Here is a 22,614-nt window from a genome sequence, read left to right as displayed (position 1 = left end):
CTATGAGTAAGCTGTGCCTATTCAAACGCTGAACCTATTCCCTGTTTTAAACAATTTGCTGATCGAACTGCTTACTTCGCTTGAGCCGGGTGACTGGAACAAACCTACCATAGCGCCGTTGTGGACAGTTAAAGATATTGCCGCCCATTTGTTGGATACCAATATGCGTGCAATAGTCTCAGCTAATAATTACAGTGGCAAATCTCCCGAAAACATCAAGTCGTATACTGACCTGGTAGGTTACCTGAACGAGCTTAATGCGGTTTGGGTAAAAGCTATGGACAGGGTTAGCCCGCAGAAACCGGTGAACCATATTTTAACTATTTAGCATCACTTGATCCATTCGGTACTGCTAAATATGCTGTTTCCTGGGCAGGGGAAGAGCAATCCGAAAACTGGTTTCATATTGCAAGGGAGTATACAGAAAAATGGCACCACCAGCAGCAAATTCGGGATGCGGTCAACAAACCCGGTATAATGCACAGGGAGTTATTTATCCGTGCATGGAGACATTTATGCGCGGGCTGCCACATACTTACCGCAATATTGCGGCCGATGAAGGTACATTGATAGAGGTTACTATAAATACCGAAGCAGGTGGAAACTGGTATTTGCAAAGAAACACAGAGAACTGGATTTTAATTAAAGATACAGAAGGTAAAACCCCCGACGCAGCAATTACAATTAAGCCTGATACAGCCTGGAAATTATTTACCAAAGGTATAAAGCAACAAGCAGCAATTAAGGAAGCAAATATGAGGGGCGATGAAAAACTAACAGAGGTTATGTTTAATATGATCTCGGTTATGGCTTGATAAAAGGGAGACCGTTTAACATAATAAAATTTATTATACTTTAATGAACCTTAGTTGCCGGTAGGATTGAAATGCTTAAGGAAATAATACTACAAAGTGTACACTTTTAAGCTCATAAAAGGAGGGAAGATGCTTTTTTTGTATGCAGGCTGTTTTATGTGAATGAATTTGCCTGGTTTGATTTTTATAGTCGGTGTTTATCAACCCTTTACAGCCTGTATTTAATTAATAGTTACTCCCTGGGTTACTGATGTGTTTTCATGATATATTTTATATGGCATTAATGTTGCCAAAAGGGTATATGTTCTAAAAAGAACATATACTTAAATTAAAAATCATGAAATCAAATTTAAAGAAAGCCAGCCTGCTCCTGACGGGACTATTGGTAGGTGGCCAATTATTCGCTCAAACCATTGATACAACCAAAACCTCCACAGATTATGTAAAACCATTTTCAGGCGATAACGCATTTAACACCTGGTCTATAGGTGTAAGCGGTGGCATTTTAACGCCATATACAATCTTCGGATCTAACAGGAAACAGGATTTTACATCGCCAAAAACACAATTTGGATACGGCGCCTATGTTAAAAAGCAAATACTTCCATCGTTTGGTCTTCAATTAGACTTTTTTAGAGGAAAATTGCAAGGTGAAAACTCTCAGACTTTGCCAGATGGTTCAACCCCTTTTAGCAAGTACAGTACCCAATTGCAATATGCTGCGAGTTTAAGTGGTAACTTTACACTGGCTAATATTAACTGGCATTATAAGTCAACCGGCATCCAGCCTTATTTTACCGCCGGTGGTGGATTTATGGGTTATAAACCGGTATTTACCAGGACAACCGGAGAAACAACAAATTTTAAAGTAGATAATAACGGAAACATACATGAATTTTTTGTACCTGTAGGATTAGGAGTAAAGCTTAACGTTGCCCCCGGAATAAACATAGATTTAGGGTACCAGGTGAACTTTGTTTATTCTGATAATATTGATGGATACAACTATGGCTCAAATAACGACAGATTTTCATATGCACATGCTGGTTTAGAATTTGCATTAGGTAAAAAATCCAAACCACAATTGGCTACACATAATCCTGTTTCATCAATGAGAACAGAATATATGATGGAAAATCAAAACACAAAAAATCAACTACAAAGTGAAATTGATGCCCAGAAAGCCCAGAACGATCAGTTAAAGGCCGACCTGGCAACTACAAATGCTAATCTTGCCAAATTCACTACTGATAGTGATGGTGATGGTGTACCTGATTTTTATGACAAATGTCCTAACACACCAGCCGGAACAAAGGTTGATGGTTCAGGTTGTCCGCTTCCTGTTGCTAAAGATGTAAAGGTTTATGTTACTGAAGCAGATAGACAAGTTGTTAGAGAAGCAGTAAAAAACCTGGAATTTGATTTTGGTAAAGCAACAATACGCAAGCATTCTGATGAAAGCTTAAACAAATTAGCTCAATTGATGGTTGCAAAAAAATTCAGCTTAAAATTGTCAGGATATACTGATAATGTAGGATCTGTTGCAGCAAACCTGAAATTATCAAAAAATCGTGCTGAAGCTGTTAAAACATACCTTGCAACCCAGGGTGTTGATCCGTCAAAAATTACAGCAGAAGGTTACGGAAAAGCCAGCCCTATTGCAACTAATAAAACTGCAAAAGGCCGTCAGCTAAACCGTAGGGTTGAATTTAGTTTATATTAATAGAAGTAAACCCTCTAAGCAACAAAAGCCGCTCTTTCAAGCGGCTTTTGTTGTTTATTACATTCTGATAAATTAATATTCTACCTCAAAAAACTCTGCCAGGGAGCCAAAATAGCTATTATCCCAGCCTTCGGCAAAGCCTTCATATTCAGCGTCAGGAATATTTGTATGCTTTAACTCAACAGATGTTCCGCCTTTATCGGGATGTAGTTTAATGGTTACGATAGATTCCTCAGGCTGCCCGTCGAAATACCATTGCTGAACTATCTTTTTACCTTCTTCAAACTCAAGGTTTTTACCTGAAATGCTTCCTTCCCACATGGAAAACTCGGAGCCGGGTTCGATTGACATTTCTGCAGTTTCGCCAGTCCATAACTCAATAGTAAGCGGATTGGTTAACGCGGTGTAAACCTCCTCTGGTGTTGCGGGCAGTCGGTAATATTTTTTAAAGTCTTTCATTTAACACGATTAATTGATTTAAAAGATTTTCAGGATAGTGAATTTCAAATATTAAATCTTAGTTTCAATTTGTAAAGATATTAAAGCTCGGTAATTTAAATCTTGTAAATCCTTAAAATCCCTAAATCGTGTTTTATCCAAGCGGCAATACCGTTTTGCCATAAACTTCATTTAATACATTGGCCATACCGGCATAAACAGCAGATGCTCCGCAAAATATACCTTCATATCCAGCCAGTTTGCCTATACTTTCATTCCCGGTGCCGTGTTCTGCCGCCAATAAAAAGAAGAGTATAACCAAACTGCCAAAAACAACCTGCAGGGCGCGGTTTAGTTTAAGGGTGCCGAAAAACAGGAATAAAGTAAACAGACCCCACATTAACAAATAGGCGCACATAGCACTTTCTGAAGGTTTTGCTGCCCACCCAAACTTTGGGATAACAATTAAGCCTACTAGAGACAGCCAGAAGAAGCCATAAGAGGTAAAGGCTGTTAATCCAAAAGTGTTATTCTTTTTTGCTTCAATAATACCGGCAATTACCTGTGCCAGGCCGCCATAAAAAATACCTACAGCAAGTATCATCGAATTCATTTCAAAGAAACCGGCATTGTGCAGATTTAGTAGAACTGTGGTCATGCCGAAAGCACAAAGACCGAGTGGGGCAGGGTTGGCAATGCCTTCCTTTACCGCAACTGGAGTTGTTGGGATCATAGTTTAAAGGTTTTTTAGTTGGTTAATCGTGCAATTTAATGGTTCTGAATGCATTTAACAATTTTTTATGCAAACTGATCTGTAACTTTATAGTTAACCATTTAGCTATGCAAAAATTAGTACTGTTGCGCCACGGTGAAAGTGTATGGAATAAAGAAAATCGTTTTACAGGGTGGACGGATGTAGACTTGTCAGCAGAAGGGCTTAACCAGGCAAAAAGGGCGGGGAAGCTACTAAAGAAACAAGGCTATAATTTTGATATCGGCTTCACTTCGCTTTTAAAAAGATCAATAAAAACTTTACACATTGTACTGGAAGAGCTGGATCATTTGTGGATCCCGGTTCAAAAATCATGGCGGTTAAATGAGCGTTTTTATGGTGCATTGCAGGGGTTAAACAAGGAAGAAACCACTGCCAAATACGGCGCTGAGCAGGTACGGAAGTGGCGCCGTGATCCCCACGAGCTGCCTCCAGCCATAACAAAGGATGATGATCGTTATCCAGGCAAAGATATCAGGTATAAAGACCTTACAGAACGTGAACTTCCTTTAACCGAAAACCTGAGTGAAACTATGGTTCGTGTATTGCCTTTCTGGAACGAATTTATAGTACCGGCCTTGCGGAGGGATCAAAAAGTAATTGTATGCGCCCATGGGAATAGCTTGCGTGCACTGATACAATATATCGATCATCTTACTGATGAAGAAGTTGCGCAATTAGATCTGCCGACCGGAGTTCCTTTAATTTATGAATTGGATGAAGGACTGAATAGGATAAAGCATTATTATTTGGAGTAATTTTTATCGATTTTCTTAGATAGTTGAAATTACCTGGATATTATTACATTTGATAAACCTGCCCCCTCAATGGAGTTTAAAATCCGCTACAGCAATACCTTTGTAATGAATATGTCCCTGATAATTATTGCCTTATTGATGGCGTCATGGGATTTTATTTCACCTACTTTTCAACATGGATTTTTGCATTACAAATATATTTTATGGTTGGTACTTGCTCTTGTAAGGTTTCTTCATTACAGAAAATATATTTATTTAGGATTAGCTAACAAACCTGTCCTAATAGTTAATGAAACTTATATTTACGATTTAACAAAGAATATAAAATACTATTGGGAGGACATAAAAGAGGTTTATGAAAGAAATGCATACCTATATATAAACCTTTATAAACCAGACGATTATTTGGATAATTTCCATAACCCGATTAAAAAATTAATAGCAAAGAATATTATTGCCGCCAAAGACAGAACTCCGTACAATATAAACATTGATCTAATTAATGTTAATCCCAATGTTTTTTTGGAAATTCTGGACGATTACAGCATCAGGCATTAGTTGCAAATGATTGAATAGTTATGGATGAAGAACTAAAAAGAAAAGCCTACCTGGAAGGCATGAAGCTTAGAAAGGCAGGTTTAGATAACGAAGTTATTTATGCACGCCTTGAAAAGCAGGGAATCCCTGATGAGCTAATAAAAAATGTGCTTCAAAACATGAGCATTCAAAAAAAGATTGATGTAACTGAAGAGCAAAAGCCCTCTTATTATTCAGGGCTTTTGAAGGCCGGGCTTGGCTTTTTATTAGCAACAATAGTTTATTTTATATATCCGGGTGTTATAATTATCCCGATTGGCCTCATTATTAGCGGTATTGCATATGCCATTATATCTAAAGGTAAAATAAGGTGATGCAATTACCCCATCGCCTTATTCAACGCAATAATCGCCGTATCAAAATCCTCACGTGCTATTAAAAACTGGATGTTTACTTTACGTAATGCAAAGCCGGCACTTTTAATGTTTATACCATTTTCGGCAAGTGCATTTGCTGATTTTGCCAATAAACCAGGCCTGTCCATATTTGAGCCTATTAAACATACCATAGCCGCTTTTTCAACGGTTACTTTTTCGAAGCTTTCTTCCAGCTCATGGATCAGTTTTTTATTAAAATCTTTTTCCCAGATAACTATTGAGATGCTGTTGGCATTAGTTGCCTTAAAGTTATAGCTGATATTATGATCATAGAAGGTTTGCATGATGCTCAAATCGCTGCCGGGTGTGCCCACCATTGACGGATCATAAATATCAATGATCATCACCTTTTCGGTACCGGTAATTACTTCAACCCGTTTATGCTCGCAAATGTAGTCTTTTGTTATCAGCGTGCCGGGGTGTTCCGGATCAAAAGTGTTTTTAATCCGGAGATTTATATTGTTGATTTCCAATGGTTTTGATGCCTTTGGGTGAATAGCTTCCATACCTACATCAGCCAACTGATCGGCAACGTCATAATTGGTATTGCCTACCGGGTAACAGTTATTAATACCCACCAAAACAGGGTCGGCGGTACATAAATGGTATTCCTTATGGATGATGGCTTCCTTGGGGTTAACAGCAACGGCTATTTTACTAAAAGTAACTTCCGAGTACCCACGGTCAAACTCACGCATGATACCTTCCGTCCCTTTTGCATAACCTGTTACTATACATATAGTATTCTCAAAATCAATATGTTGCAGCTCTCTTTTAATGCGCTGGTCAATAGTATAGGAGTGATGGTCATGAAAGCCGCTCAGGTCAACCAGCGTAGCGTTAATACCCATGTTTTGCAAAATATTGGCGAAGTTAAACGCTGAATGACTTTCGCCAATAGATGCCAGTATTTCACGCGCAGCCTGTAAAATACCTTCGTTGCTTACATATCCGGATGTAAGGATATTTGCAAGATTCTCCAAATAAGTTTGTGCTTCCTTTATCCGCATTTCAATAAACCCGTCGGCTTCGGCTATATTTAAACCGAGGCTTTGATAGCTCTTGTTGATCTGCTTAAGTTTTACTACAAGGTCTTTTAACGGTTTATGAAAATCCTTGAAATTAGCCAGGTTATGATAAACACCAGGCTCGCCTGTTTTTTTATTTTCGAGCAGCAGGTTGGTTACTCCTGAAAATGCAGACACTACAAAAATGCGGTTGTACAATTCTTTACCGCTGCGATTAAAAAGGATGATGTTGTTTATTACATCATTTAATGCGGTCATGGAGGTGCCGCCAATTTTTTCTACTGTTAACATTTTTTAAAATATACGCTTTGAAGCGCAGGTACTAAAATTATGCCCGTTACAATAAATAGTATATTATAAATTGATTTACAGGTTGTTATGATTGATATTGAAATGATTAGTTTAAAACTTTTTGGTGTTATTTGGTAAGCTTGTTATTAAAATGGAATGCTTTATTCCGGCTTATGATAAAGTTCGCCTGCTTTTGCAGCAGATAACTTTATTCCCTTTATCATTGCAGAACTGAAACCATTATGCTCCATCTCGTTTAACCCCGCAATAGTACAGCCGCTTGGTGAGGTTACCTTATCAATTTCCTGCTCAGGGTGCGATGCAAGCTGCAATAACAGGTCGGCTGCGCCCTTGGCCGTTTGCGCTGCCATCTTCAGGGCATCATGCGCATGAAAGCCAATTTCGGTACCACCCTGTGATGCTGCACGGATGGACCTTAAAAAGAAAGCTATTCCGCAAGCACATAAAGCAGTGGCAGAGGTCATTAATTCTTCATTTATCTGTATGGTTACACCCACTGTATCAAAAAGTGACCGTACAAAATTTATATTCTTTGGTGTGCTGTTGTCGGTGGCAATACACGTCATGGAGTGCCCTATGGCAATAGCTGTATTAGGCATAGCACGTACTACCTGCACATTAAGGTCAAGCTGAGTACGGATATCGCCACAGCTAACGCCTGATACAACAGAGATGAGCAGTTGCTTTTCTGCTTTTATTGATGGCTTTATTTCATCCAGTAATTTATTTAACTGATGCGGCAAAACGGCCAATACTATAAAATCGGCTTTTCTTACAGCTTTTAGGTTATTATCGGTTGTATGGTAACCCAATTCCGCATATGGAACAAGCGCACCAATATTTCTGCGGGTTAAGGAAATTTGCTGCGGCTTGCAGATCCCCGCCTTAACCAATCCTTTAGCTAAAGAAAGGCCTATATTACCACTGCCTAATATGGCTATATGTTGTTGTGAGTTCATTTGCTTTTGCTTAAAAGTGTTCCAAATGGTTTATTGTGTTTCAATTTACCCAGATCATTTGAGTGGCCTATAATTACAGCTTTAACCCCGCATGCTATTGCAGTAAATGCATTATCCAGCTTGGGCAGCATCCCGCTGTGAATTATTTGCTGTGTTTTTAGTTCTTCATATCGTTGAGGGTCAATTTCCTTTATCAGCGAATCCTCGTCATTAATATCTTTTAATACACCCTTTTTTTCAAAGCAGTAAATAAGAGTGGTATGGTATAATCCCGATAAAGCAACAGCCAATGCTGATGCAATTGTATCGGCATTGGTATTTAATAGCTGGCCTTCACCATCGTGCGTTAATGCACTAAAAACAGGGGTAAAGCCGGCCTCCATCAGGCTTTGCAGGTTTTTAGGCTTAATAGAGTTTTCATCGATATCGCCTACAAAACCATAATCAATAGCTTTAACAGGGCGTTTTTTTGCCCGGATAAAATCTCCGTCTGCTCCTGTAAGGCCAATTGCATTGGTCCCAAACCGTTGTAACTGCGCCACAATGTTTTTATTAATGAGGCCACCGTATACCATAGTTACCACCCGCAACGTTTCAATATCAGTGATCCTGCGGCCATCAACAAGCTTAGGCTCAATGCCTAATGTTTCTGAAAGCTGCGTAGCAACTTTACCGCCACCATGTACCAATATTTTAAAGCCCTCAAGCGCTGTAAAATCCTTCAAAAAATTATGCAGGTTTTCGGAGTTATCAATAACGTTTCCGCCAATTTTTACAATATAAAGACTGTTATTTGCCTTTACCTTATCATCCTGACTTAAAACTTTGCCAATTCGACCCATATTTAACCTGCTATTATCAAATAGAAGTTAAAAAACTTCTATTATTTCCTCCCTGCGGTTAAAAATAGCAAAAAAAAGCCTATTTGTTTAAATAAATGGTGAAAAAAAGCTCATTTTATTGTTAAACCCTATTTTAACATAAGGTTGTGACAATTTACCCCATTTAAAAATTTATATTGTTTGGATAGGCAATTTAAAAACTGATGAGTCAGCCAATTGTATATAAATGGCACGACGTGATAAGTTTATATCAGGTTAAAGAAAGATTGTGTATAATTGAAATTTATAAGTAGATATGTTTACTGTTACATCCGAGAATAAAAATAGCGGTTCCAGGCCAAAAGTTGTGATAATAGGTGGAGGATTTGGTGGTTTGGCCTTAGCACAAAAACTAAAAAAAGCACCTGTTGACATATTGCTTCTTGACAGACATAATTATCACACCTTTCAGCCTTTACTTTACCAGGTTGCCATTGGCTCGATAGAAGCCGATTCCATTGGGTTTCCTATCCGCAGGATCTTCACAAAACAAAACAACTTTAGCTTTAATGTTGCCGACGTACAAAAGATCAATCCTGAAAGCAACACTATAACTACAGATATTGGCACTGTACATTACGACTACCTGATAATTGCCACAGGTTCAAACACTAATTTTTTCGGAAATAAAGAAATTGAGCATTTTGCTATGCCGATGAAGAATATTCCCGAGGCATTAAATTTGCGCAGCCTTATTCTTCAAAATCTTGAAACCGCATTGGTTACCACTGACATGCGCGAGAAATTTGCGTTGATGACATTTGTGGTAGTAGGTGGAGGGCCCACGGGTGTTGAATTATCTGGTGCGCTGGCAGAGATGCGGCATTTAATTTTGGGTAAGGATTACCACGGTTTAAGTAAATACGATATGCGGGTTTACCTGGTTGAAGGTAAAGACAGGCTGCTGGCTGCGATGTCGCCCCAGGCATCAGAAAAGGCAAAAAAGTTTTTAACCGATGGCGACGTAATTATTTATAACAGCGCACATGTGCAAAGCTATGACGGCTTTTATTTGACTATTGATAATGGCAAAACTATAAAAACCCGTAATGTATTGTGGGCGGCAGGTGTAAAGGGCGAAGTTCCTGAGGGTATTCGTCCGGATATTATAACAAGGGGGACCCGCATTCAAACAGATGAGATAAACAGGGTAAAAGACTATCAAAATATATTTGCTATAGGCGATGTTGCCGCAATAATAACCGATGAAACACCATTCGGGCATCCGGGTGTTGCGCCGGCAGCCATACAGCAAGGCCAATGGCTGGCTAAAAACCTGGTTCATATAATTAAAGGCGAAGCTGCCGAGCCGTTTAAATATGTTGATAAAGGTACATTAGCTACCATAGGCCGCAACAAGGCCGTTGCCGATTTGGGCAAGCTTCGCTTCCAGGGTTTTTTTGCATGGCTTTTGTGGGGATTTGTACACATTATGTCGCTGGCAGGATTTTCAAATAAGGGTATTATATTTTTTAGCTGGTTTTTAAATTATTTTACTAAAAATAGTGATAACAGGCTGATAATAAGAGAATTTAATACTGAAACCAGAAAGACTAACCCGGAATCCACATAGAAAATAGTTCGTTTTAAAAACATTGTTCCGTCAATTACATTACTAAGATAATTAATTGCCAATGGGATTATTTTTAATCATTGCCCTGCTGATAATAGTCAGCGCCTTTTATTCATACATCAATGCCCGTTTTTTTAAGTTACCGGGCACAATTGGCATTATTACCATAGCTATAATTGTTTCGGTAGTCACTATTATTATTGATAAGCTCGACCCGACTATAGCGCATTACCTCACTATATTAGCAAAACACATTAATTTTTCGGGCACTGTTTTGAACATAATTCTGGGCTTCCTGCTTTTTGCTGGCTCATTTAATTCGAACACCAAAAAACTAAAGAGAGAGTTAAAGCCGGTATTTGTTTTAAGCACACTCAGCGTAATTCTGTCCACAATTGCTTTTGGTACCTTATTTTATTATGGTACTATGCTGTTTAATATCCACATGTCTTTTGTGTATTGCCTATTATTTGGCGCATTGATCTCGCCAACAGATCCGGTTGCTGTAGGTGCCATCATTAGAAGCTCAAAGCTGCCTGCAAATCTTGCTACCATCATTTCGGGCGAATCATTATTTAATGATGGGGTAGGCCTGGTGCTTTTTATTACCATTCTCGAAGCTATAAATTCGGGTATTGATAATGTGACTTTTGCACAAACTGCGCTGTTATTTTTAAGAGAAGTTTTTGGCGGCATTGCATTGGGTATAATTTTAGGCTTTATAGCTTTCAAGCTGATGAAGTCGATAACAGATTTTCAGACCATTGTACTGGTTTCATTATCGCTGGTGATGAGTGTTTCGGTTATAGCGACCTATTTGGGTTTGTCTATTCCTTTAGCCGTAGTATCCGCAGGATTGTTTATGAGTAACAGGACGATCAATATTGATGAAAAAGAACGGTCGCACGAAGCGCTCGAAAAATTCTGGCAGCTGATTGATGAAATGCTGAATACTATTTTATTTGTAATGATAGGCTTGCAAATGGTAAACCTGCCTTACATTACCAATTATTGGCTAACCGGCGGTATCGCCATAATACTAATTCTGATAGCCCGCTGGATAAGTATTTTGCTGCCGCTCACCTTTCTTCGTCAAACATTAAATGTAAATTATAAGCATATTAATATCCTAACCTGGGCGGGGGTAAGAGGTGGAATTTCCATTGCTTTGGCCTTATCATTGCCGGCCAGCCCTTACCGGCATGTTATACTTTGCGGGAGCTATTTTATAGTGATATTCTCTATTGTAGTACAGGGTTTAACCCTAAATAGGCTGATCAATTCATCATTGAAGAAGCAGGAAGTAAATTAGCTACTTCTTTAATGAAGACATATAAGCGGCAATTTCCTTTTCATTTAGATTGCCCGATCTGCCTAAATCATCAATAATGTTTTCCTGTTCCTTTTCGGTCCTATTTTGGCTCAGTTTCTTTTTTGCCTGCAGGTCATCCACAATAATTTGAAAAGCGACAATGCCCTTCATCATTCTTTGTTTATAATCATCAGGAAGGCTTTCATATTGTTTTAAATAATCAGCTTCGTAATATTTAATGGTTTCCTTCAATAAAGCTGCTTTATTTGCTTCACCATCCAATAGTATGCAATTGCCATAAGCATGTACTGCTAAATAGTTCCAGGTTGGTACGTTAGTTTCCTTTTCGTAATTTTTAGGTGAGATATATGCATGTGGCTCGGTAAAGATAACTAAGGCCCTGTTATCAATAATATCTGCGGATTGTGGATTTGCCTTTGCAAAATGGGATGAGATAACCACCTGTCCGTCTGTTTCTTTTACCAGGAAAGGTAAATGTGTAGCGGACGGAACACCATCTTTAACAGTAACTATAGTTGCAAAGCTGTAACGCTGCATAAAGCTGATAGCTTCCTGCTGGTTTGGGAACTGGTTAAAAGATGGGATATACATATTTTAGTTGTAATGGTTGTAAATGTTGTAAGAGTTATAATCGTGGTTTAAACCTAATCGACTTAATCCAACCTAATCTAACTCAATCAACTTAAAGTCTCCAGCATCCGCTTCAACACTGCTTGCGCTGCCCAAACGCGGTTTGCGGCTTCATGAACCACTATAGAATTTTTACCATCTAAAATCTCATCAGACAACTCCAAATTACGCCTTACCGGCAGACAATGCATTATTTTTGCATTATTGGTGATTTTTAACCTTTCGTTGGTAAGCATCCAATCTTCATTGCCGGAGAAAATCTTACCGTAAGGCTCATAGGCCGACCAGTTTTTTACATAGATAAAATCTGCATCAGTTAAAGCCTCATCCTGGTTATTGGTAATTTTGGCGCCTTGTGTAAAATTGGTACTAAGTTCATATCCTTTTGGATGTGTTATGGTAAAATCAACATCGGCTTTGCACATCCATTCGGCAAATGAGTTGGGTACAGCTTGTGGCAATGGTTTTATATGTGGCGCCCAGGTCAAAACCACTTTAGGTTTGCTGCAGGTTTTTAATTCTTCAATAGTAACCAGATCTGCCAGGCTTTGCAGCGGGTGACGGGTAGCTGATTCAAGGCTTACAACAGGCACACCACAAAACTCAACGAATTTGTTAAAGATCATTTCACTATAATCTTCGTCACGGTCTTTTAACCCCGGAAATGAACGCACCCCAATAATATCTGCATACTGACCTATAACAGCAGCCGCTTCGCGAATGTGCTCAACAGTAGTGCCATTCATTATTACATTATCACGCAGCTCTAATGCCCAGCCTTCCTTATCCATGTTCAACACCATCACATTCATGCCCAGGTTAAGGGCAGCTTTCTGCGTGCTCATGCGGGTGCGAAGGCTCGGATTCAAAAAGACCAATGCCATTGTCCTGTTTTCTCCCAGATCTTTGTAGGCATAAGGGTATTGTTTAAGATGCAATGCCTCTTTAACAAGCTCATTTATATCAGGAACATCGTTTACGGAAGAAAATAGTTTCATGGCGTGGTAAAATGGTGATAGTTACTGATTTAGTACAGTAATAAACGTCTCTAAAAATCTGTCGGCGTGGGCTTTAGTTAAATTAAGCGCAGGTAACAGCCTTACCACATTTGGTTTGGCCTCACCGGTAAATATATGGTGCTTAAATAACAGGTCCTTGCGTACATTGGCAAGTTCGGCAGGCAACTCAATGCCAATCATTAATCCACGGCCCCTAACTTCGGTAACTTGTTTAATCTTTTTAAGCTCACTTATTAGGTAGCCGCCAACTTCTGCAGCATTTTGCATCAGGTTATCCTGCTCCATTACTTCAAGTACGGCTAAACCGGCAGCACAAGCAAGGTGGTTACCACCAAATGTAGTACCCAGCATGCCATAAGCAGGCTGAATTTTTGGCGATATAATGATACCGCCAACGGGGAAGCCGTTACCCATACCTTTTGCCAGGGTATAAATATCGGCATTAATGCCTGCAAAATCATGTGAGAAGAATTTGCCTGTCCGGCCGTAACCGCATTGCACTGAATCTGCAATAAAAACGGCATTGTTCGCATCGCATAATGTCCTTATCTTTTGTAAAAAACTCTCAGGCGCTACCTGGATGCCGCCAACTCCCTGGATGCCTTCGATAATTACAGACGAGATTTCATTTTCGGCAAATGCCTGTTCTAATGCTGCTTCATCTTTCCAATGCAAAAAGATAGCATTGTCGGTCTCGTTTACAGGAGCAACAATTTTAGGATTATCAGTAACGGCAACAGCTAATGAGGTGCGGCCGTGAAAAGCTCCTTTAAAAGCAATTACTTTCTTTTTCCCGTTATAAAACGATGCCAGCTTTAGCGCATTTTCGTTAGCTTCTGCACCTGAGTTACAAAGAAATAATTGGTAATCCTCTTTACCTGAAACATGACCCAATTTCTCAGCCAGTTGTTTTTGCAAAGGAATCTCGATAGAGTTTGAGTAGAAACCTATCTGGTGCAGCTGATCTTCCAGGCGTTTTACGTAATGTGGATTAGTATGCCCGATAGAGATAACAGCATGACCGCCATAAAGATCTAAATACTCAGTGCCTTTGTCATCATATACCAGGCTGCCAACACCTTTTACAATATTTATTGGATTGATAGGATAAACGTCGAATAGTTTCATATGCCCCAAACCCCTAAAGGGGCTTTAAAAAGTTAAATAATCAATTTATAACAATGCCAACCACAATTCCCCCTTTAGGGGGTAGGGGGCTAAAATCCAGTCGCCTTTAAACGAAGGCCAGCCTTTTCATCCAGCCCAAACATCAGATTCATATTTTGTACAGCTTGACCAGATGCACCTTTTAGCAAATTATCCAAAATACTAATGATCAAAAGCTTGTTACCATGTTTCTTGACCTGGATAAAGCATTTATTGGTATTTACAATTTGCTTTAAGTCGATATCATGACTGGTTACATGCGTGAATGGGTGCATATCATAATATTGATGATACAGCTTTAATGCGTCAGCTTCCGGCAGATCGGTATCTACATACATAGATGCAATTATGCCTCTTGTAAAATCACCACGATAAGGAATGAAATTTATTGGCTGGTTAAAGCCCGATTGTAATTGCCTTAGCGATTGACCGATCTCATTTAAATGCTGGTGTTCAAACGCTTTATAAACTGAAAGGTTATCATTACGCCAGGTAAAATGGGTCGTTGCCGATGGACTTTGCCCGGCACCGGTTGAACCTGTGGTAGCAGTAACATGTACCTCGCTATTTAATATACCTTTTGATGCCAATGGGAGGAGACCTAATTGTAAACAGGTAGCAAAGCATCCGGGATTAGCAATATTGGTTGCTTGTTTAATAGCATCTCTGTTTAACTCCGGTAATCCATAGGTAAAGTTTTTTGCTTTAAGCTTCGAGCTTTGAGTCAATCTAAAGTCCTGGCTAAGATCAATGATCTTAATGTGGTCAGGGATTGGGTTTGCTTCCAAAAACTTTTTAGTATCGCCATGTCCGACACAAAGAAAAAGCACATCTATATTATAAGCCAGTTCAGCGGCAAATTTAAGATCGGTATCACCAAACAGGTCGGTATGCACATCATAAACGTGGTTACCGGCATTGCTGGTGCTATGCACAAATGAGATCTCTACATTAGGATGGTTGATCAGGATCCGCAGCATTTCGCCTCCGGTGTAGCCTGCTCCACCAACAATTCCTGCGCGTACGTTGCCCCCCCCGCCCCCTAAAGGGGGAGCTTGATTAGCATAATCATTGCTTTTTGAATTCATAATGTTTTCTGTTTAAGAGTTTAAAGAACTCCCCCTTCAGGGGGCTGGGGGGCATTAACCTTATGATAGATCATTACCTGGTTGCCAAATATTTTTGAGAACCCTTTAACATCTTCGCCGCTCCAGGCATTGTTCATCTCGCCGTAGCTTCCGAATTTATTAGACATCAGATCATGTGCTGACTCAATACCTATAACCTGGAAACGATACGGGTGGAGCTGTACAAATACTTTACCGCTTACATACTGCTGTGTATCTGATAAAAAAGCCTCGATGTTACGCATGATAGGGTCATGAAACTGTCCTTCATGCAGCCAGTTGCCATAGAAAGATGATAACTGATCTTTCCATGAGAGCTGCCATTTGGTGAGCACATGTTTCTCTAAAGTATGGTGCGCCTTTATAATAACCATTGGTGCAGCCGCCTCAAAGCCTACACGGCCCTTTATGCCTATAATTGTATCACCTACATGGATATCCCTGCCTATGCCATAAGGTTGCGCAATAGCCTGTAGTGCCTGGATAGCTTTTGTTGGATGATCAAACCTTTCACTGTCGATTCCAATTAGTTCCCCTTTTTCAAATACTAACTCAATACTTCTGACTTCAGACTCAGTGACTTGAGTTGGCCACGCCTCTTCAGGCAAACCGAGGTTTGATGTTAATGTTTCCTTACCGCCAACTGAAGTTCCCCAAATGCCTTTATTGATAGAGTATTTTGCTTTTTCAAAGTTCATCTCCACGCCATGATCTTTCAGATACTGGATCTCTGCCTCACGGCTTAATTTTAAATCGCGGATTGGGGTGATGATCTGTACTTCGGGAACCAGGATATTGAAGATCATATCAAAACGTACCTGGTCGTTACCGGCACCGGTGCTGCCATGGGCAACAAATTCGGCGCCTATTTCTTTAGCGTAGTTTGCTATGGCAGTTGCCTGGCTAACCCGCTCGGCACTTACCGAAAGAGGATAGGTGTTATTTTTTAAAACATTACCATAGATCAAAAAGCGGACACAGGTATTATAGAAGTTTTCTGTTTCATCAACCACATGGTGTGAGGTAACGCCCATTTTATAGGCGCGTTCTTCAACACCCTTAAGCTCTTCTTCGCTAAAGCCACCCGTGTTTACAATTACCGAGTGAACTTCATAACCCAAATCCTGTGTTAAATATATGCAGCAAAAGGATGTATCTAATCCGCCACTGTATGCAAGTACTACTTTTTTCTTCATGGAGTGTATGTTTGTGTAGAGACGCAATACTTTGCGTCTTTGTAATATTCATTATTTAATGGCAAGTGGCGTATGCGATACGCCCGTACAATTGTTTAATTAATCGTGATCAGCGCCAATTCGTTTCTTAATGGCATTCTCGATGCGCTCAAGCAATGTCGCTTTGTGCGTGATCTTTTTCATTTTGTCTTCGTATTCCTTTTGCTTTTCAGCCGGATCGAAGAGCATGGCGGTGCACATACAGTTTTTACGGCCCTTGCTCATCAGGATATCATAGTTTACGCAGCTCTTGCAGCCTGCCCAAAAATCTTCGTCCTGTGTAAGCTCCGAGTAGGTTACAGGTTCGTAACCCAAATCAGAATTGATCTTCATTACGGCCAAACCTGTCGTTAAGCCAAAGATCTTTGCATTAGGGTACTTTGAACGCGACAATTTAAAAATGCTTTCTTTAATGGCTTTTGCAAGTCCCTCTTTTCTGAACTGGGGACTAACAATTAAACCTGAGTTAGCCACAAAATCGCCGTGGCTCCAGGTTTCTATGTAGCAGAAGCCTGCCCAGGTACCATCTTTATGAAAAGCAATTACCGCCTTGCCTTCCAGCATTTTATTGGCCACGTATTCGGGCGAGCGCTGGGCAATACCCGTTCCCCGGGCTTTTGCAGATTCAGCCATCTCATCGCAGATGTGCGGTGCAAAGTCTACATGCTGAGCGGTTGCAACCTGTATATCAAAATCTTTAATCATTTAAATAGAAAATTACCGTTAAATTATTGGCTTTTTAAAGCATTAATAATTAGATGATCTTTTTTTGATGAGGTTTAATGAAACCTCAATGGGGATGTGGAAGAGAAATAAATCAAACCCGAGGCATGTACGGCCTTCGTCGTGAAGGTGAAAATAAAAAAACAGTTGAAACCAAAGCAGCTGCAACCGGAGCAAATATGGCTCTGATCATTGGCTTATTTAAGCTTTGTTGATTCATTTTAATGTTGTTTTTATTGTTTTTTAAATTTTGTGCAAAGTATTGCATTAATTTTTATTTATGCAAGAAAAAAGTGAATTAGTTGCCGAATTAGTTGATTGTGTTGATTAAGTTACATTAGGTTGATTAAGTTGTTCAACTTAAAACTAAATTTATCAATCTATTCCTTCGGCAATACGGATGTAATATCCATTCAGATCTATAATGGCAAACTCGCGCATGCCGTAAGTATAGTTTTTTAAAGAATTTACAATTTCAATTCCCCTTTCCTGGTATTCAGCATACACTTCGTCAATATTATCAACAAACCAGATCAAATTAAAACGTGCTGTTTCGCTGTTAATTAACTGAGCATATGCCGCATCTTCTCCAAAAAGCAATCGCATATCATCCCTGCGGATCCCTCCATCAATCTTGCCTTCGATCCATTCTTCATAGAATCCGAATTTATCACGGTAATAATCAAGTGTTTGCCTTAAATTTATCACCGGCAGATGAGCTCCGCATTTGTGAAATCTTTTATTTTTCATGGCGTTCAAATATTACAACTTTTTCAATTCTTACAACAACTACAACCCTTTCAACCTTTACTAACAATATCTTCCAAAATCATCTCCGCATGCACCCTTGAGTTTTCAATAAACCATAAATGGGTATCCATGCCGCCGCATACTACACCGGCGAGGTATAAGCCGGGCAGATTGGTTTCCATTGTTTCCGGGTTGTAATGAGGGATAAACTTATCATCGGTTAGTGTAATGCCTAACTTTTTCAAAAACTCAAAGTTTGGCCGGTAGCCTGTCATCGCCATCACATAATCGTTAGGGATGGTTACCAAACCTGCCGGGCTTACAATATCAACCTCATGCTCACGCACTGCTTTTAAATGGGAGCTAAAATAAGCCTTTATACTGCCTTCTTTAATCCTGTTGATAATATCGGGCCGCACCCAGTATTTAACCCGGTGACTGACCTCTTCACCTCGAATAACCAGTGTAACATCGGCCCCTTTACGATAGGTTTCAAGCGCTACATCAATAGCAGAGTTGCTTGACCCTACCACAACCACTTTTTGCATGGCGTAATAGTGCGGGTCTTTATAGTAATGTTTTACTTTTGGCAGATCCTCTCCGGGGATATCAAGCTTTACCGCAATGTCATAAAACCCGGTTGAAAGGATAACCTTCTTTGCCTGGTAGGTTGCTTTACTGGTGGTAATGGTAAAAATATCATCCTGATTTATCAAGCCGGTAACTTCTTCAAATAAATTAACAGGCAGATGATTTGATGTGGCTACCCTGCGGTAATATTCCAGCGCTTCAGCGCGGGTTGGTTTGTTGCTGATAGTTACAAAAGGAATGCCGCCAATCTCGAGTTTCTCCGAAGTAGAGAAAAACGTCATGGTTGACGGATAGTTGTATAATGAATTAACCAGGCAGCCTTTTTCAACAATTAAAAAACTTAAACCTGCTTTTTGTGCTTGGAGTCCGCATGCTATTCCGATGGGGCCGCCGCCTATGATGAGTATATCGAGCATTAGTTAGCAAATGTTTTTGCGAAGATAGTTAGTTTGGCTTATAGTTAATGGTTCATAGTTCATAGCCGAAGCAAAAAGGGGTGAAAGGCAAAGGGCTTTTATATGAAAGCATGATGAAATGACCCATAGGGTCTGCCCCTTTGTAGAAATGTATAAGTGGTTTTTTTTTGCCGCGTAGTGGCTACCCACTTTTTACGCCATTTTTGAATATGTGCTTCTTTTACAACATTATACGTGTATTTGTGGAAATAGGTGAAGGCAATAAGAATGATGCGCCTAATTACTACAAAGGGGCGGACCTTATGGGTCATGTGCACCGATATCTTAACAAACCGAAACATAAAGGCACAAAAAGGGGTAAGCTACTTTTATCGCGCCGCTCAACTCTCTACCCTTGCTGCGTTCCCACCCTGGGGGAGTTCAAGAGGAGCTGGCCGTAAAAGACTTACCCCGGCGCAAAGATAGAAAAAGGTTTGTTTTTGGTTAATAAATTGTTAAAAAAGGATCTTTATTGTGATTAGGTCTAAGTTTTTAGTGCTGAAATGTTGTATTACAATGGGTTACCATAAAGTAAAAAAAATCATTTTTTAATAATCAACCAATTAAATGGATCAAAAAAGACTAAACTGCGCTGAGGTTAACGGTTTTTCTGTTGTTGCCGGCGTTTTTAGCTTCGAATTGATGAAGGAATTAAAATCCAGTCGCTTATTAAAAGGTAATTCTTTATAAACGCGGTAACTTTTATCATGGCCGATCATTTCCCTGCGTAGTATGGTCAATTTATCTACCTTAAATTCTTCCTGCCATTCCTGTTTGCTAACATAGGGCCACAGCTTTTTAAATGCAGGCGCCGTTAAGCTGCGTGCTATGGTGATATGCGGTACAAAGCTGCCTCCGCTAAAAAAGCGTTTTAAATGTTTAAACCATAAAGCAGTGGCTGGCGACTGCTCCAGTCGTGCATAAATGGTAGGGTTTTCTTCGTGGTGGAAAAAATCAAAACCATTGATACCGGTTACCAGTGGGGGCAGGGTTAAAAGCTCCCGTTCAAGTTTAGGCATCAGCGTATCTATCCATACAGGCTTTTTACGCGGCCATTGCTGAATGCTGATGTGAGCTTTTGAATACCTGCTGTTATAATCGCCAACTATGGATGCACTGTCTTCCTTAAGTCGTTTTATGCGCTTACAAACACTATCGGATGGGGTAAGCACTAACAAATAATCCTGGTAACCTGTCATAATCATTGATTTAATAAAACAAATATTACTAATATTTTTAGCAATTGCAAGTGATTTTGAGAAAAAATAAATTATCTCTGTGGTACTCCGCGCATTCTTTGTGATCTCTGCGGTTAAATTTTTAACACGGAGGGCGCTAAGGAGGCACAGAGACCACAAAGTGTGCAGATAAAAATTAAAATGCCAGCAGTTTATTGCCAAAGTGCAGCTCGCGGTAAACTTTCCATTCGTGGTGCTCGGCAAAGGTGTCGCGGTGTAATATGGTTAGGTTGCCTACACTAAATGATTGCTTAAACTCCCGGCTCTCAAAATTGGGCCACAGCTTGTTGAATGCCGTGACCGGGATGTTTTTGGCAATGGTGATATGCGGTACAAAATCTTTAACCTTTATGCCCATTTGCATGGTGAGCAGCTTAAACCAGTTTTCGGCACGGTCTGTACACTCAATTTTGGCGCAGATGGTTTTGGTGGTTGGGTCATTGCTAAAATGATCAAAGCCATTAAGGTACAGCTCAACCGGGGGCATAGTGCTGAGCCGTTGCCCCATCCTCTGAATTGCCGGTTGTGCTAAAAAGGGCTTGCAGCGTACCTGGTGGGTTATGGTAATGTAGGCCCTGCTGTGCATGCCCTCAAAATGCCCGATTGCATTTACCGATGCCCGCTTATACCTGCTGATCTCCTTAACCAGGTCGCCTGGCAAGGAAATTATCATCAAATAATCGGCATAAGCAGTCATAAAAGCAATTGAATTATCTGGCGCTAAATTGCTAATTATTTTAGTATCTTCAAGGGGTGTGAAGAAATAATTGCCAGGAGAAAGGTTAAAGGCGAAAGGTGAAAGCTGAAAGGTTTTTGCAGAAATAATTATTCAGGATATGCAAATACTGTCCGTTTGTTTTGGGGGATGAGGGTAGGATGGACGAACGGACAAGATTAAGTTTAATGAATAAATGCAGATCTCCGGGCGTCCCTTGCTGGGTACGAGGCAATCTTTGAGCACCTGGAGAAAGAATATAGCCAGATATTTACTATGCAAGGGAACTGGATTATCCCTGTAGACCATAACATTTTCAATTTGGCATGCGGGGCACTAGGTACGCCACCTCATTTGCCCTGCGCAGCATACTAGCGCGAGAGGAGGGATAAACACTAGATAAAGAATATTATAGTCTTTTAATTGAGGCTTTTATTGTTATTATTTAGTATACCTTTATCGTTTGTAACTAAACCTAAATGAACACTCAAAATAGAAAATCTGAAGAACAATTACATTACGAAAGTCTTACAAGTTATTTAAAATATGGAATTGCAATTGCCGGATCGTTTATTGTGGTTATTTCTTCTGTTGCAATTTATTTTTCGTTTGGAGATAGAAAAGCAATGAGAGATGAATACGAAAATTCAATTACCAACTTGAGAGTTCAAATAGTTGAAATTAAATCAGACGCAAAAGAAACTGTAAAACAGATTAAAGAGGAAGCGCAAGCAGAAATAAAAGCAACAAAAGAATATTCTGAGAAACAAATTTCAGGCATCACAACTGAAACAAATGCGATTGCCTTAACTGAAACTCAAAAACAAATTGATGGTATATTTAAAACAGACAAAATTCAGAACATCATCGATTTTCAAGCCACTAAAGAAATAAAAGGTAAAGTGAAGGCTATGGTAGATTCAGCAACTAAAAGCATAACAAAAATTAATGACGCCGCTTCAAAAATGCGGATTGGCCATATTAAGGGAATGTTACTTTTGAGATCTTATTTTGAAAAACCTAAAAACACACAAGATAGTTTGCTAGCCAAAAACTTATATGATGATATATGTGAAGATTACTTCTTGGTAGACAAGGATACGTTAGCTTATCCAGGCTTGTCATCTTTCGCCACACATCGCGAATATGTCCCATTCAAAATAATAAATAATATGTACCCAACAGATAAAGGTCAAGACAATGACCTTCGTTTTATGATGGACGTAATTAACAATAAAGACAATAGATATGATCTGAATTGGATTGGAATAACCATAATCAATATAGGCAGAATTTCAAATAAAAACTTTAAACTATTTGAAATTGATGAAGTAAATAAATGGTTTAAAGGGTTGAAGAGATAACAACTTAATATAAAATTCACTGATAACATAAAAT

Annotated in this window: 25 protein-coding genes and 1 other RNA gene; 10 read left to right on the top strand and 16 right to left on the bottom strand. The window is 39.5% G+C overall.

Features of this window, described 5'->3' with window-relative positions; translation table 11 throughout:
• Positions 1-13 precede the first annotated feature (13 nt).
• From JWQ54_RS28615 to JWQ54_RS28605, 3 genes are all read left to right on the top strand, one after another.
• Entirely contained in the window at positions 14-328 is a 315-nt protein-coding gene (locus JWQ54_RS28615) for a maleylpyruvate isomerase N-terminal domain-containing protein (RefSeq protein ID WP_299591459.1), read from the top strand.
• A 100-nt stretch (positions 329-428) separates the two neighbouring features.
• A complete protein-coding gene (locus JWQ54_RS28610; protein ID WP_299591457.1) occupies positions 429-815 on the top strand; it encodes a hypothetical protein in 387 nt (128 codons plus the stop codon).
• Positions 816-1,152: 337 nt separating this feature from the next.
• Complete coding sequence (locus JWQ54_RS28605) at positions 1,153-2,538, top strand: DUF6089 family protein (RefSeq protein WP_299591455.1); 1,386 nt, start codon at positions 1,153-1,155, stop codon at positions 2,536-2,538.
• A gap of 72 nt (positions 2,539-2,610) precedes the next feature.
• Here JWQ54_RS28605 and JWQ54_RS28600 read toward each other — a convergent pair whose 3' ends face one another.
• Both JWQ54_RS28600 and JWQ54_RS28595 read right to left on the bottom strand, forming a co-directional pair.
• Complete coding sequence (locus JWQ54_RS28600) at positions 2,611-2,997, bottom strand: SRPBCC domain-containing protein (RefSeq protein ID WP_299591453.1); 387 nt, start codon at positions 2,995-2,997, stop codon at positions 2,611-2,613.
• A gap of 133 nt (positions 2,998-3,130) precedes the next feature.
• Complete coding sequence (locus tag JWQ54_RS28595) at positions 3,131-3,709, bottom strand: acetate uptake transporter (protein ID WP_299591451.1); 579 nt, start codon at positions 3,707-3,709, stop codon at positions 3,131-3,133.
• Between the two features lie 107 nt (positions 3,710-3,816).
• Between JWQ54_RS28595 and gpmA the strand changes: the two genes are divergently transcribed.
• The 3 genes from gpmA to JWQ54_RS28580 all read left to right on the top strand — a co-directional run bounded on the left by gpmA (position 3,817) and on the right by JWQ54_RS28580 (position 5,417).
• Positions 3,817-4,506 carry a 2,3-diphosphoglycerate-dependent phosphoglycerate mutase gene (gene gpmA / locus JWQ54_RS28590; RefSeq protein WP_299591449.1) on the top strand — a complete coding sequence of 230 codons (690 nt, stop codon included), beginning with the start codon at positions 3,817-3,819 and terminating at the stop codon, positions 4,504-4,506.
• Positions 4,507-4,575: 69 nt separating this feature from the next.
• Positions 4,576-5,064: an STM3941 family protein gene (locus JWQ54_RS28585; RefSeq protein WP_299591447.1), complete on the top strand. Its 489-nt coding sequence runs from the start codon at positions 4,576-4,578 to the stop codon at positions 5,062-5,064.
• A gap of 20 nt (positions 5,065-5,084) precedes the next feature.
• Positions 5,085-5,417 carry a hypothetical protein gene (locus tag JWQ54_RS28580; protein WP_299591445.1) on the top strand — a complete coding sequence of 111 codons (333 nt, stop codon included), beginning with the start codon at positions 5,085-5,087 and terminating at the stop codon, positions 5,415-5,417.
• Between the two features lie 5 nt (positions 5,418-5,422).
• Here the strand turns inward: JWQ54_RS28580 and JWQ54_RS28575 are convergent, their stop codons facing one another.
• The 3 genes from JWQ54_RS28575 to argB all read right to left on the bottom strand — a co-directional run bounded on the left by JWQ54_RS28575 (position 5,423) and on the right by argB (position 8,621).
• Positions 5,423-6,799, bottom strand: a complete 1,377-nt coding sequence (locus tag JWQ54_RS28575) for an aspartate kinase (RefSeq protein ID WP_299591443.1) — start codon at positions 6,797-6,799, stop codon at positions 5,423-5,425.
• A 161-nt stretch (positions 6,800-6,960) separates the two neighbouring features.
• Complete coding sequence (gene proC, locus JWQ54_RS28570; RefSeq protein WP_299591441.1) at positions 6,961-7,779, bottom strand: pyrroline-5-carboxylate reductase; 819 nt, start codon at positions 7,777-7,779, stop codon at positions 6,961-6,963.
• Complete coding sequence (argB, locus tag JWQ54_RS28565; protein WP_299591439.1) at positions 7,776-8,621, bottom strand: acetylglutamate kinase; 846 nt, start codon at positions 8,619-8,621, stop codon at positions 7,776-7,778. The genes proC and argB overlap by 4 nt, the downstream gene beginning before the upstream one ends.
• A gap of 295 nt (positions 8,622-8,916) precedes the next feature.
• On the opposite strand from argB, the gene JWQ54_RS28560 reads away from it, so the two are divergent.
• Together JWQ54_RS28560 and JWQ54_RS28555 are read left to right on the top strand one after the other, a co-directional pair.
• Positions 8,917-10,233, top strand: a complete 1,317-nt coding sequence (locus JWQ54_RS28560) for an NAD(P)/FAD-dependent oxidoreductase (RefSeq protein ID WP_299591437.1) — start codon at positions 8,917-8,919, stop codon at positions 10,231-10,233.
• A 61-nt stretch (positions 10,234-10,294) separates the two neighbouring features.
• Positions 10,295-11,545 (top strand): sodium:proton antiporter, encoded by a 1,251-nt coding sequence (locus JWQ54_RS28555; protein ID WP_299591435.1) that lies wholly within the window; start codon positions 10,295-10,297, stop codon positions 11,543-11,545.
• Here the strand turns inward: JWQ54_RS28555 and JWQ54_RS28550 are convergent, their stop codons facing one another.
• The 6 genes from JWQ54_RS28550 to JWQ54_RS28525 form a co-directional block, all read right to left on the bottom strand.
• Positions 11,546-12,157 (bottom strand): FMN-binding negative transcriptional regulator, encoded by a 612-nt coding sequence (locus tag JWQ54_RS28550; protein WP_299591433.1) that lies wholly within the window; start codon positions 12,155-12,157, stop codon positions 11,546-11,548.
• 86 nt (positions 12,158-12,243) lie between these two features.
• On the bottom strand, positions 12,244-13,194 hold the full coding sequence (locus JWQ54_RS28545) for an acetylornithine carbamoyltransferase (protein ID WP_299591431.1): 951 nt from the start codon (positions 13,192-13,194) through the stop codon (positions 12,244-12,246).
• Between the two features lie 21 nt (positions 13,195-13,215).
• The gene (locus JWQ54_RS28540) at positions 13,216-14,343 is read right to left on the bottom strand and encodes an aminotransferase class III-fold pyridoxal phosphate-dependent enzyme (protein WP_299591429.1); all 1,128 of its coding nucleotides are present in this window, start codon (positions 14,341-14,343) and stop codon (positions 13,216-13,218) included.
• A gap of 89 nt (positions 14,344-14,432) precedes the next feature.
• The gene (argC, locus tag JWQ54_RS28535; RefSeq protein WP_299591426.1) at positions 14,433-15,470 is read right to left on the bottom strand and encodes an N-acetyl-gamma-glutamyl-phosphate reductase; all 1,038 of its coding nucleotides are present in this window, start codon (positions 15,468-15,470) and stop codon (positions 14,433-14,435) included.
• A 20-nt stretch (positions 15,471-15,490) separates the two neighbouring features.
• Positions 15,491-16,705: an argininosuccinate synthase gene (gene argG, locus JWQ54_RS28530; protein ID WP_299591424.1), complete on the bottom strand. Its 1,215-nt coding sequence runs from the start codon at positions 16,703-16,705 to the stop codon at positions 15,491-15,493.
• Positions 16,706-16,804: 99 nt separating this feature from the next.
• On the bottom strand, positions 16,805-17,449 hold the full coding sequence (locus JWQ54_RS28525; protein ID WP_299591422.1) for a GNAT family N-acetyltransferase: 645 nt from the start codon (positions 17,447-17,449) through the stop codon (positions 16,805-16,807).
• Between the two features lie 77 nt (positions 17,450-17,526).
• Between JWQ54_RS28525 and JWQ54_RS28520 the strand changes: the two genes are divergently transcribed.
• The gene (locus tag JWQ54_RS28520; protein WP_299591420.1) at positions 17,527-17,682 is read left to right on the top strand and encodes a hypothetical protein; all 156 of its coding nucleotides are present in this window, start codon (positions 17,527-17,529) and stop codon (positions 17,680-17,682) included.
• Positions 17,683-17,842: 160 nt separating this feature from the next.
• Here the strand turns inward: JWQ54_RS28520 and JWQ54_RS28515 are convergent, their stop codons facing one another.
• From JWQ54_RS28515 to JWQ54_RS28495, 5 genes are all read right to left on the bottom strand, one after another.
• Positions 17,843-18,217 (bottom strand): VOC family protein, encoded by a 375-nt coding sequence (locus JWQ54_RS28515; protein WP_299591418.1) that lies wholly within the window; start codon positions 18,215-18,217, stop codon positions 17,843-17,845.
• 50 nt (positions 18,218-18,267) lie between these two features.
• Entirely contained in the window at positions 18,268-19,224 is a 957-nt protein-coding gene (locus tag JWQ54_RS28510; RefSeq protein WP_299591416.1) for a YpdA family putative bacillithiol disulfide reductase, read from the bottom strand.
• 352 nt (positions 19,225-19,576) lie between these two features.
• Positions 19,577-19,675, bottom strand: an RNA gene (ffs, locus tag JWQ54_RS28505) — signal recognition particle sRNA small type.
• 160 nt (positions 19,676-19,835) lie between these two features.
• The gene (locus JWQ54_RS28500) at positions 19,836-20,462 is read right to left on the bottom strand and encodes a 2'-5' RNA ligase family protein (protein ID WP_299591414.1); all 627 of its coding nucleotides are present in this window, start codon (positions 20,460-20,462) and stop codon (positions 19,836-19,838) included.
• Positions 20,463-20,637: 175 nt separating this feature from the next.
• Complete coding sequence (locus tag JWQ54_RS28495; RefSeq protein ID WP_299591412.1) at positions 20,638-21,198, bottom strand: 2'-5' RNA ligase family protein; 561 nt, start codon at positions 21,196-21,198, stop codon at positions 20,638-20,640.
• Positions 21,199-21,695: 497 nt separating this feature from the next.
• On the opposite strand from JWQ54_RS28495, the gene JWQ54_RS28490 reads away from it, so the two are divergent.
• Positions 21,696-22,580: a hypothetical protein gene (locus JWQ54_RS28490; protein ID WP_299591410.1), complete on the top strand. Its 885-nt coding sequence runs from the start codon at positions 21,696-21,698 to the stop codon at positions 22,578-22,580.
• The last annotated feature ends 34 nt before the right edge of the window (positions 22,581-22,614 follow it).

The organism is Mucilaginibacter sp., from assembly GCF_028288225.1.
Classification (GTDB): domain Bacteria; phylum Bacteroidota; class Bacteroidia; order Sphingobacteriales; family Sphingobacteriaceae; genus Mucilaginibacter.
This window is presented reverse-complemented; position numbering and strand designations above follow the sequence as displayed.

Excerpts from the sequence above, each read along its gene's own strand:
- JWQ54_RS28605 (WP_299591455.1), top strand. The coding sequence starts at position 1,153 with ATGAAATCAAATTTAAAGAAAGCCAGCCTGCTCCTGACGGGACTATTG.
- JWQ54_RS28610 (WP_299591457.1), top strand. The coding sequence starts at position 429 with ATGGCACCACCAGCAGCAAATTCGGGATGCGGTCAACAAACCCGGTAT.
- JWQ54_RS28595 (WP_299591451.1), bottom strand. The coding sequence starts at position 3,709 with ATGATCCCAACAACTCCAGTTGCGGTAAAGGAAGGCATTGCCAACCCT.
- JWQ54_RS28540 (WP_299591429.1), bottom strand. The coding sequence starts at position 14,343 with ATGAAACTATTCGACGTTTATCCTATCAATCCAATAAATATTGTAAAA.
- JWQ54_RS28490 (WP_299591410.1), top strand. The coding sequence starts at position 21,696 with ATGAACACTCAAAATAGAAAATCTGAAGAACAATTACATTACGAAAGT.
- JWQ54_RS28580 (WP_299591445.1), top strand. The coding sequence starts at position 5,085 with ATGGATGAAGAACTAAAAAGAAAAGCCTACCTGGAAGGCATGAAGCTT.
- JWQ54_RS28520 (WP_299591420.1), top strand. The coding sequence starts at position 17,527 with ATGAAACCTCAATGGGGATGTGGAAGAGAAATAAATCAAACCCGAGGC.
- JWQ54_RS28515 (WP_299591418.1), bottom strand. The coding sequence starts at position 18,217 with ATGAAAAATAAAAGATTTCACAAATGCGGAGCTCATCTGCCGGTGATA.
- gpmA (WP_299591449.1), top strand. The coding sequence starts at position 3,817 with ATGCAAAAATTAGTACTGTTGCGCCACGGTGAAAGTGTATGGAATAAA.
- JWQ54_RS28500 (WP_299591414.1), bottom strand. The coding sequence starts at position 20,462 with ATGACAGGTTACCAGGATTATTTGTTAGTGCTTACCCCATCCGATAGT.
- argB (WP_299591439.1), bottom strand. The coding sequence starts at position 8,621 with ATGGGTCGAATTGGCAAAGTTTTAAGTCAGGATGATAAGGTAAAGGCA.
- JWQ54_RS28555 (WP_299591435.1), top strand. The coding sequence starts at position 10,295 with ATGGGATTATTTTTAATCATTGCCCTGCTGATAATAGTCAGCGCCTTT.
- JWQ54_RS28575 (WP_299591443.1), bottom strand. The coding sequence starts at position 6,799 with ATGTTAACAGTAGAAAAAATTGGCGGCACCTCCATGACCGCATTAAAT.
- JWQ54_RS28560 (WP_299591437.1), top strand. The coding sequence starts at position 8,917 with ATGTTTACTGTTACATCCGAGAATAAAAATAGCGGTTCCAGGCCAAAA.
- JWQ54_RS28600 (WP_299591453.1), bottom strand. The coding sequence starts at position 2,997 with ATGAAAGACTTTAAAAAATATTACCGACTGCCCGCAACACCAGAGGAG.
- JWQ54_RS28495 (WP_299591412.1), bottom strand. The coding sequence starts at position 21,198 with ATGACTGCTTATGCCGATTATTTGATGATAATTTCCTTGCCAGGCGAC.
- argC (WP_299591426.1), bottom strand. The coding sequence starts at position 15,470 with ATGAATTCAAAAAGCAATGATTATGCTAATCAAGCTCCCCCTTTAGGG.
- JWQ54_RS28550 (WP_299591433.1), bottom strand. The coding sequence starts at position 12,157 with ATGTATATCCCATCTTTTAACCAGTTCCCAAACCAGCAGGAAGCTATC.
- JWQ54_RS28525 (WP_299591422.1), bottom strand. The coding sequence starts at position 17,449 with ATGATTAAAGATTTTGATATACAGGTTGCAACCGCTCAGCATGTAGAC.
- JWQ54_RS28510 (WP_299591416.1), bottom strand. The coding sequence starts at position 19,224 with ATGCTCGATATACTCATCATAGGCGGCGGCCCCATCGGAATAGCATGC.
- JWQ54_RS28585 (WP_299591447.1), top strand. The coding sequence starts at position 4,576 with ATGGAGTTTAAAATCCGCTACAGCAATACCTTTGTAATGAATATGTCC.
- proC (WP_299591441.1), bottom strand. The coding sequence starts at position 7,779 with ATGAACTCACAACAACATATAGCCATATTAGGCAGTGGTAATATAGGC.
- argG (WP_299591424.1), bottom strand. The coding sequence starts at position 16,705 with ATGAAGAAAAAAGTAGTACTTGCATACAGTGGCGGATTAGATACATCC.
- JWQ54_RS28545 (WP_299591431.1), bottom strand. The coding sequence starts at position 13,194 with ATGAAACTATTTTCTTCCGTAAACGATGTTCCTGATATAAATGAGCTT.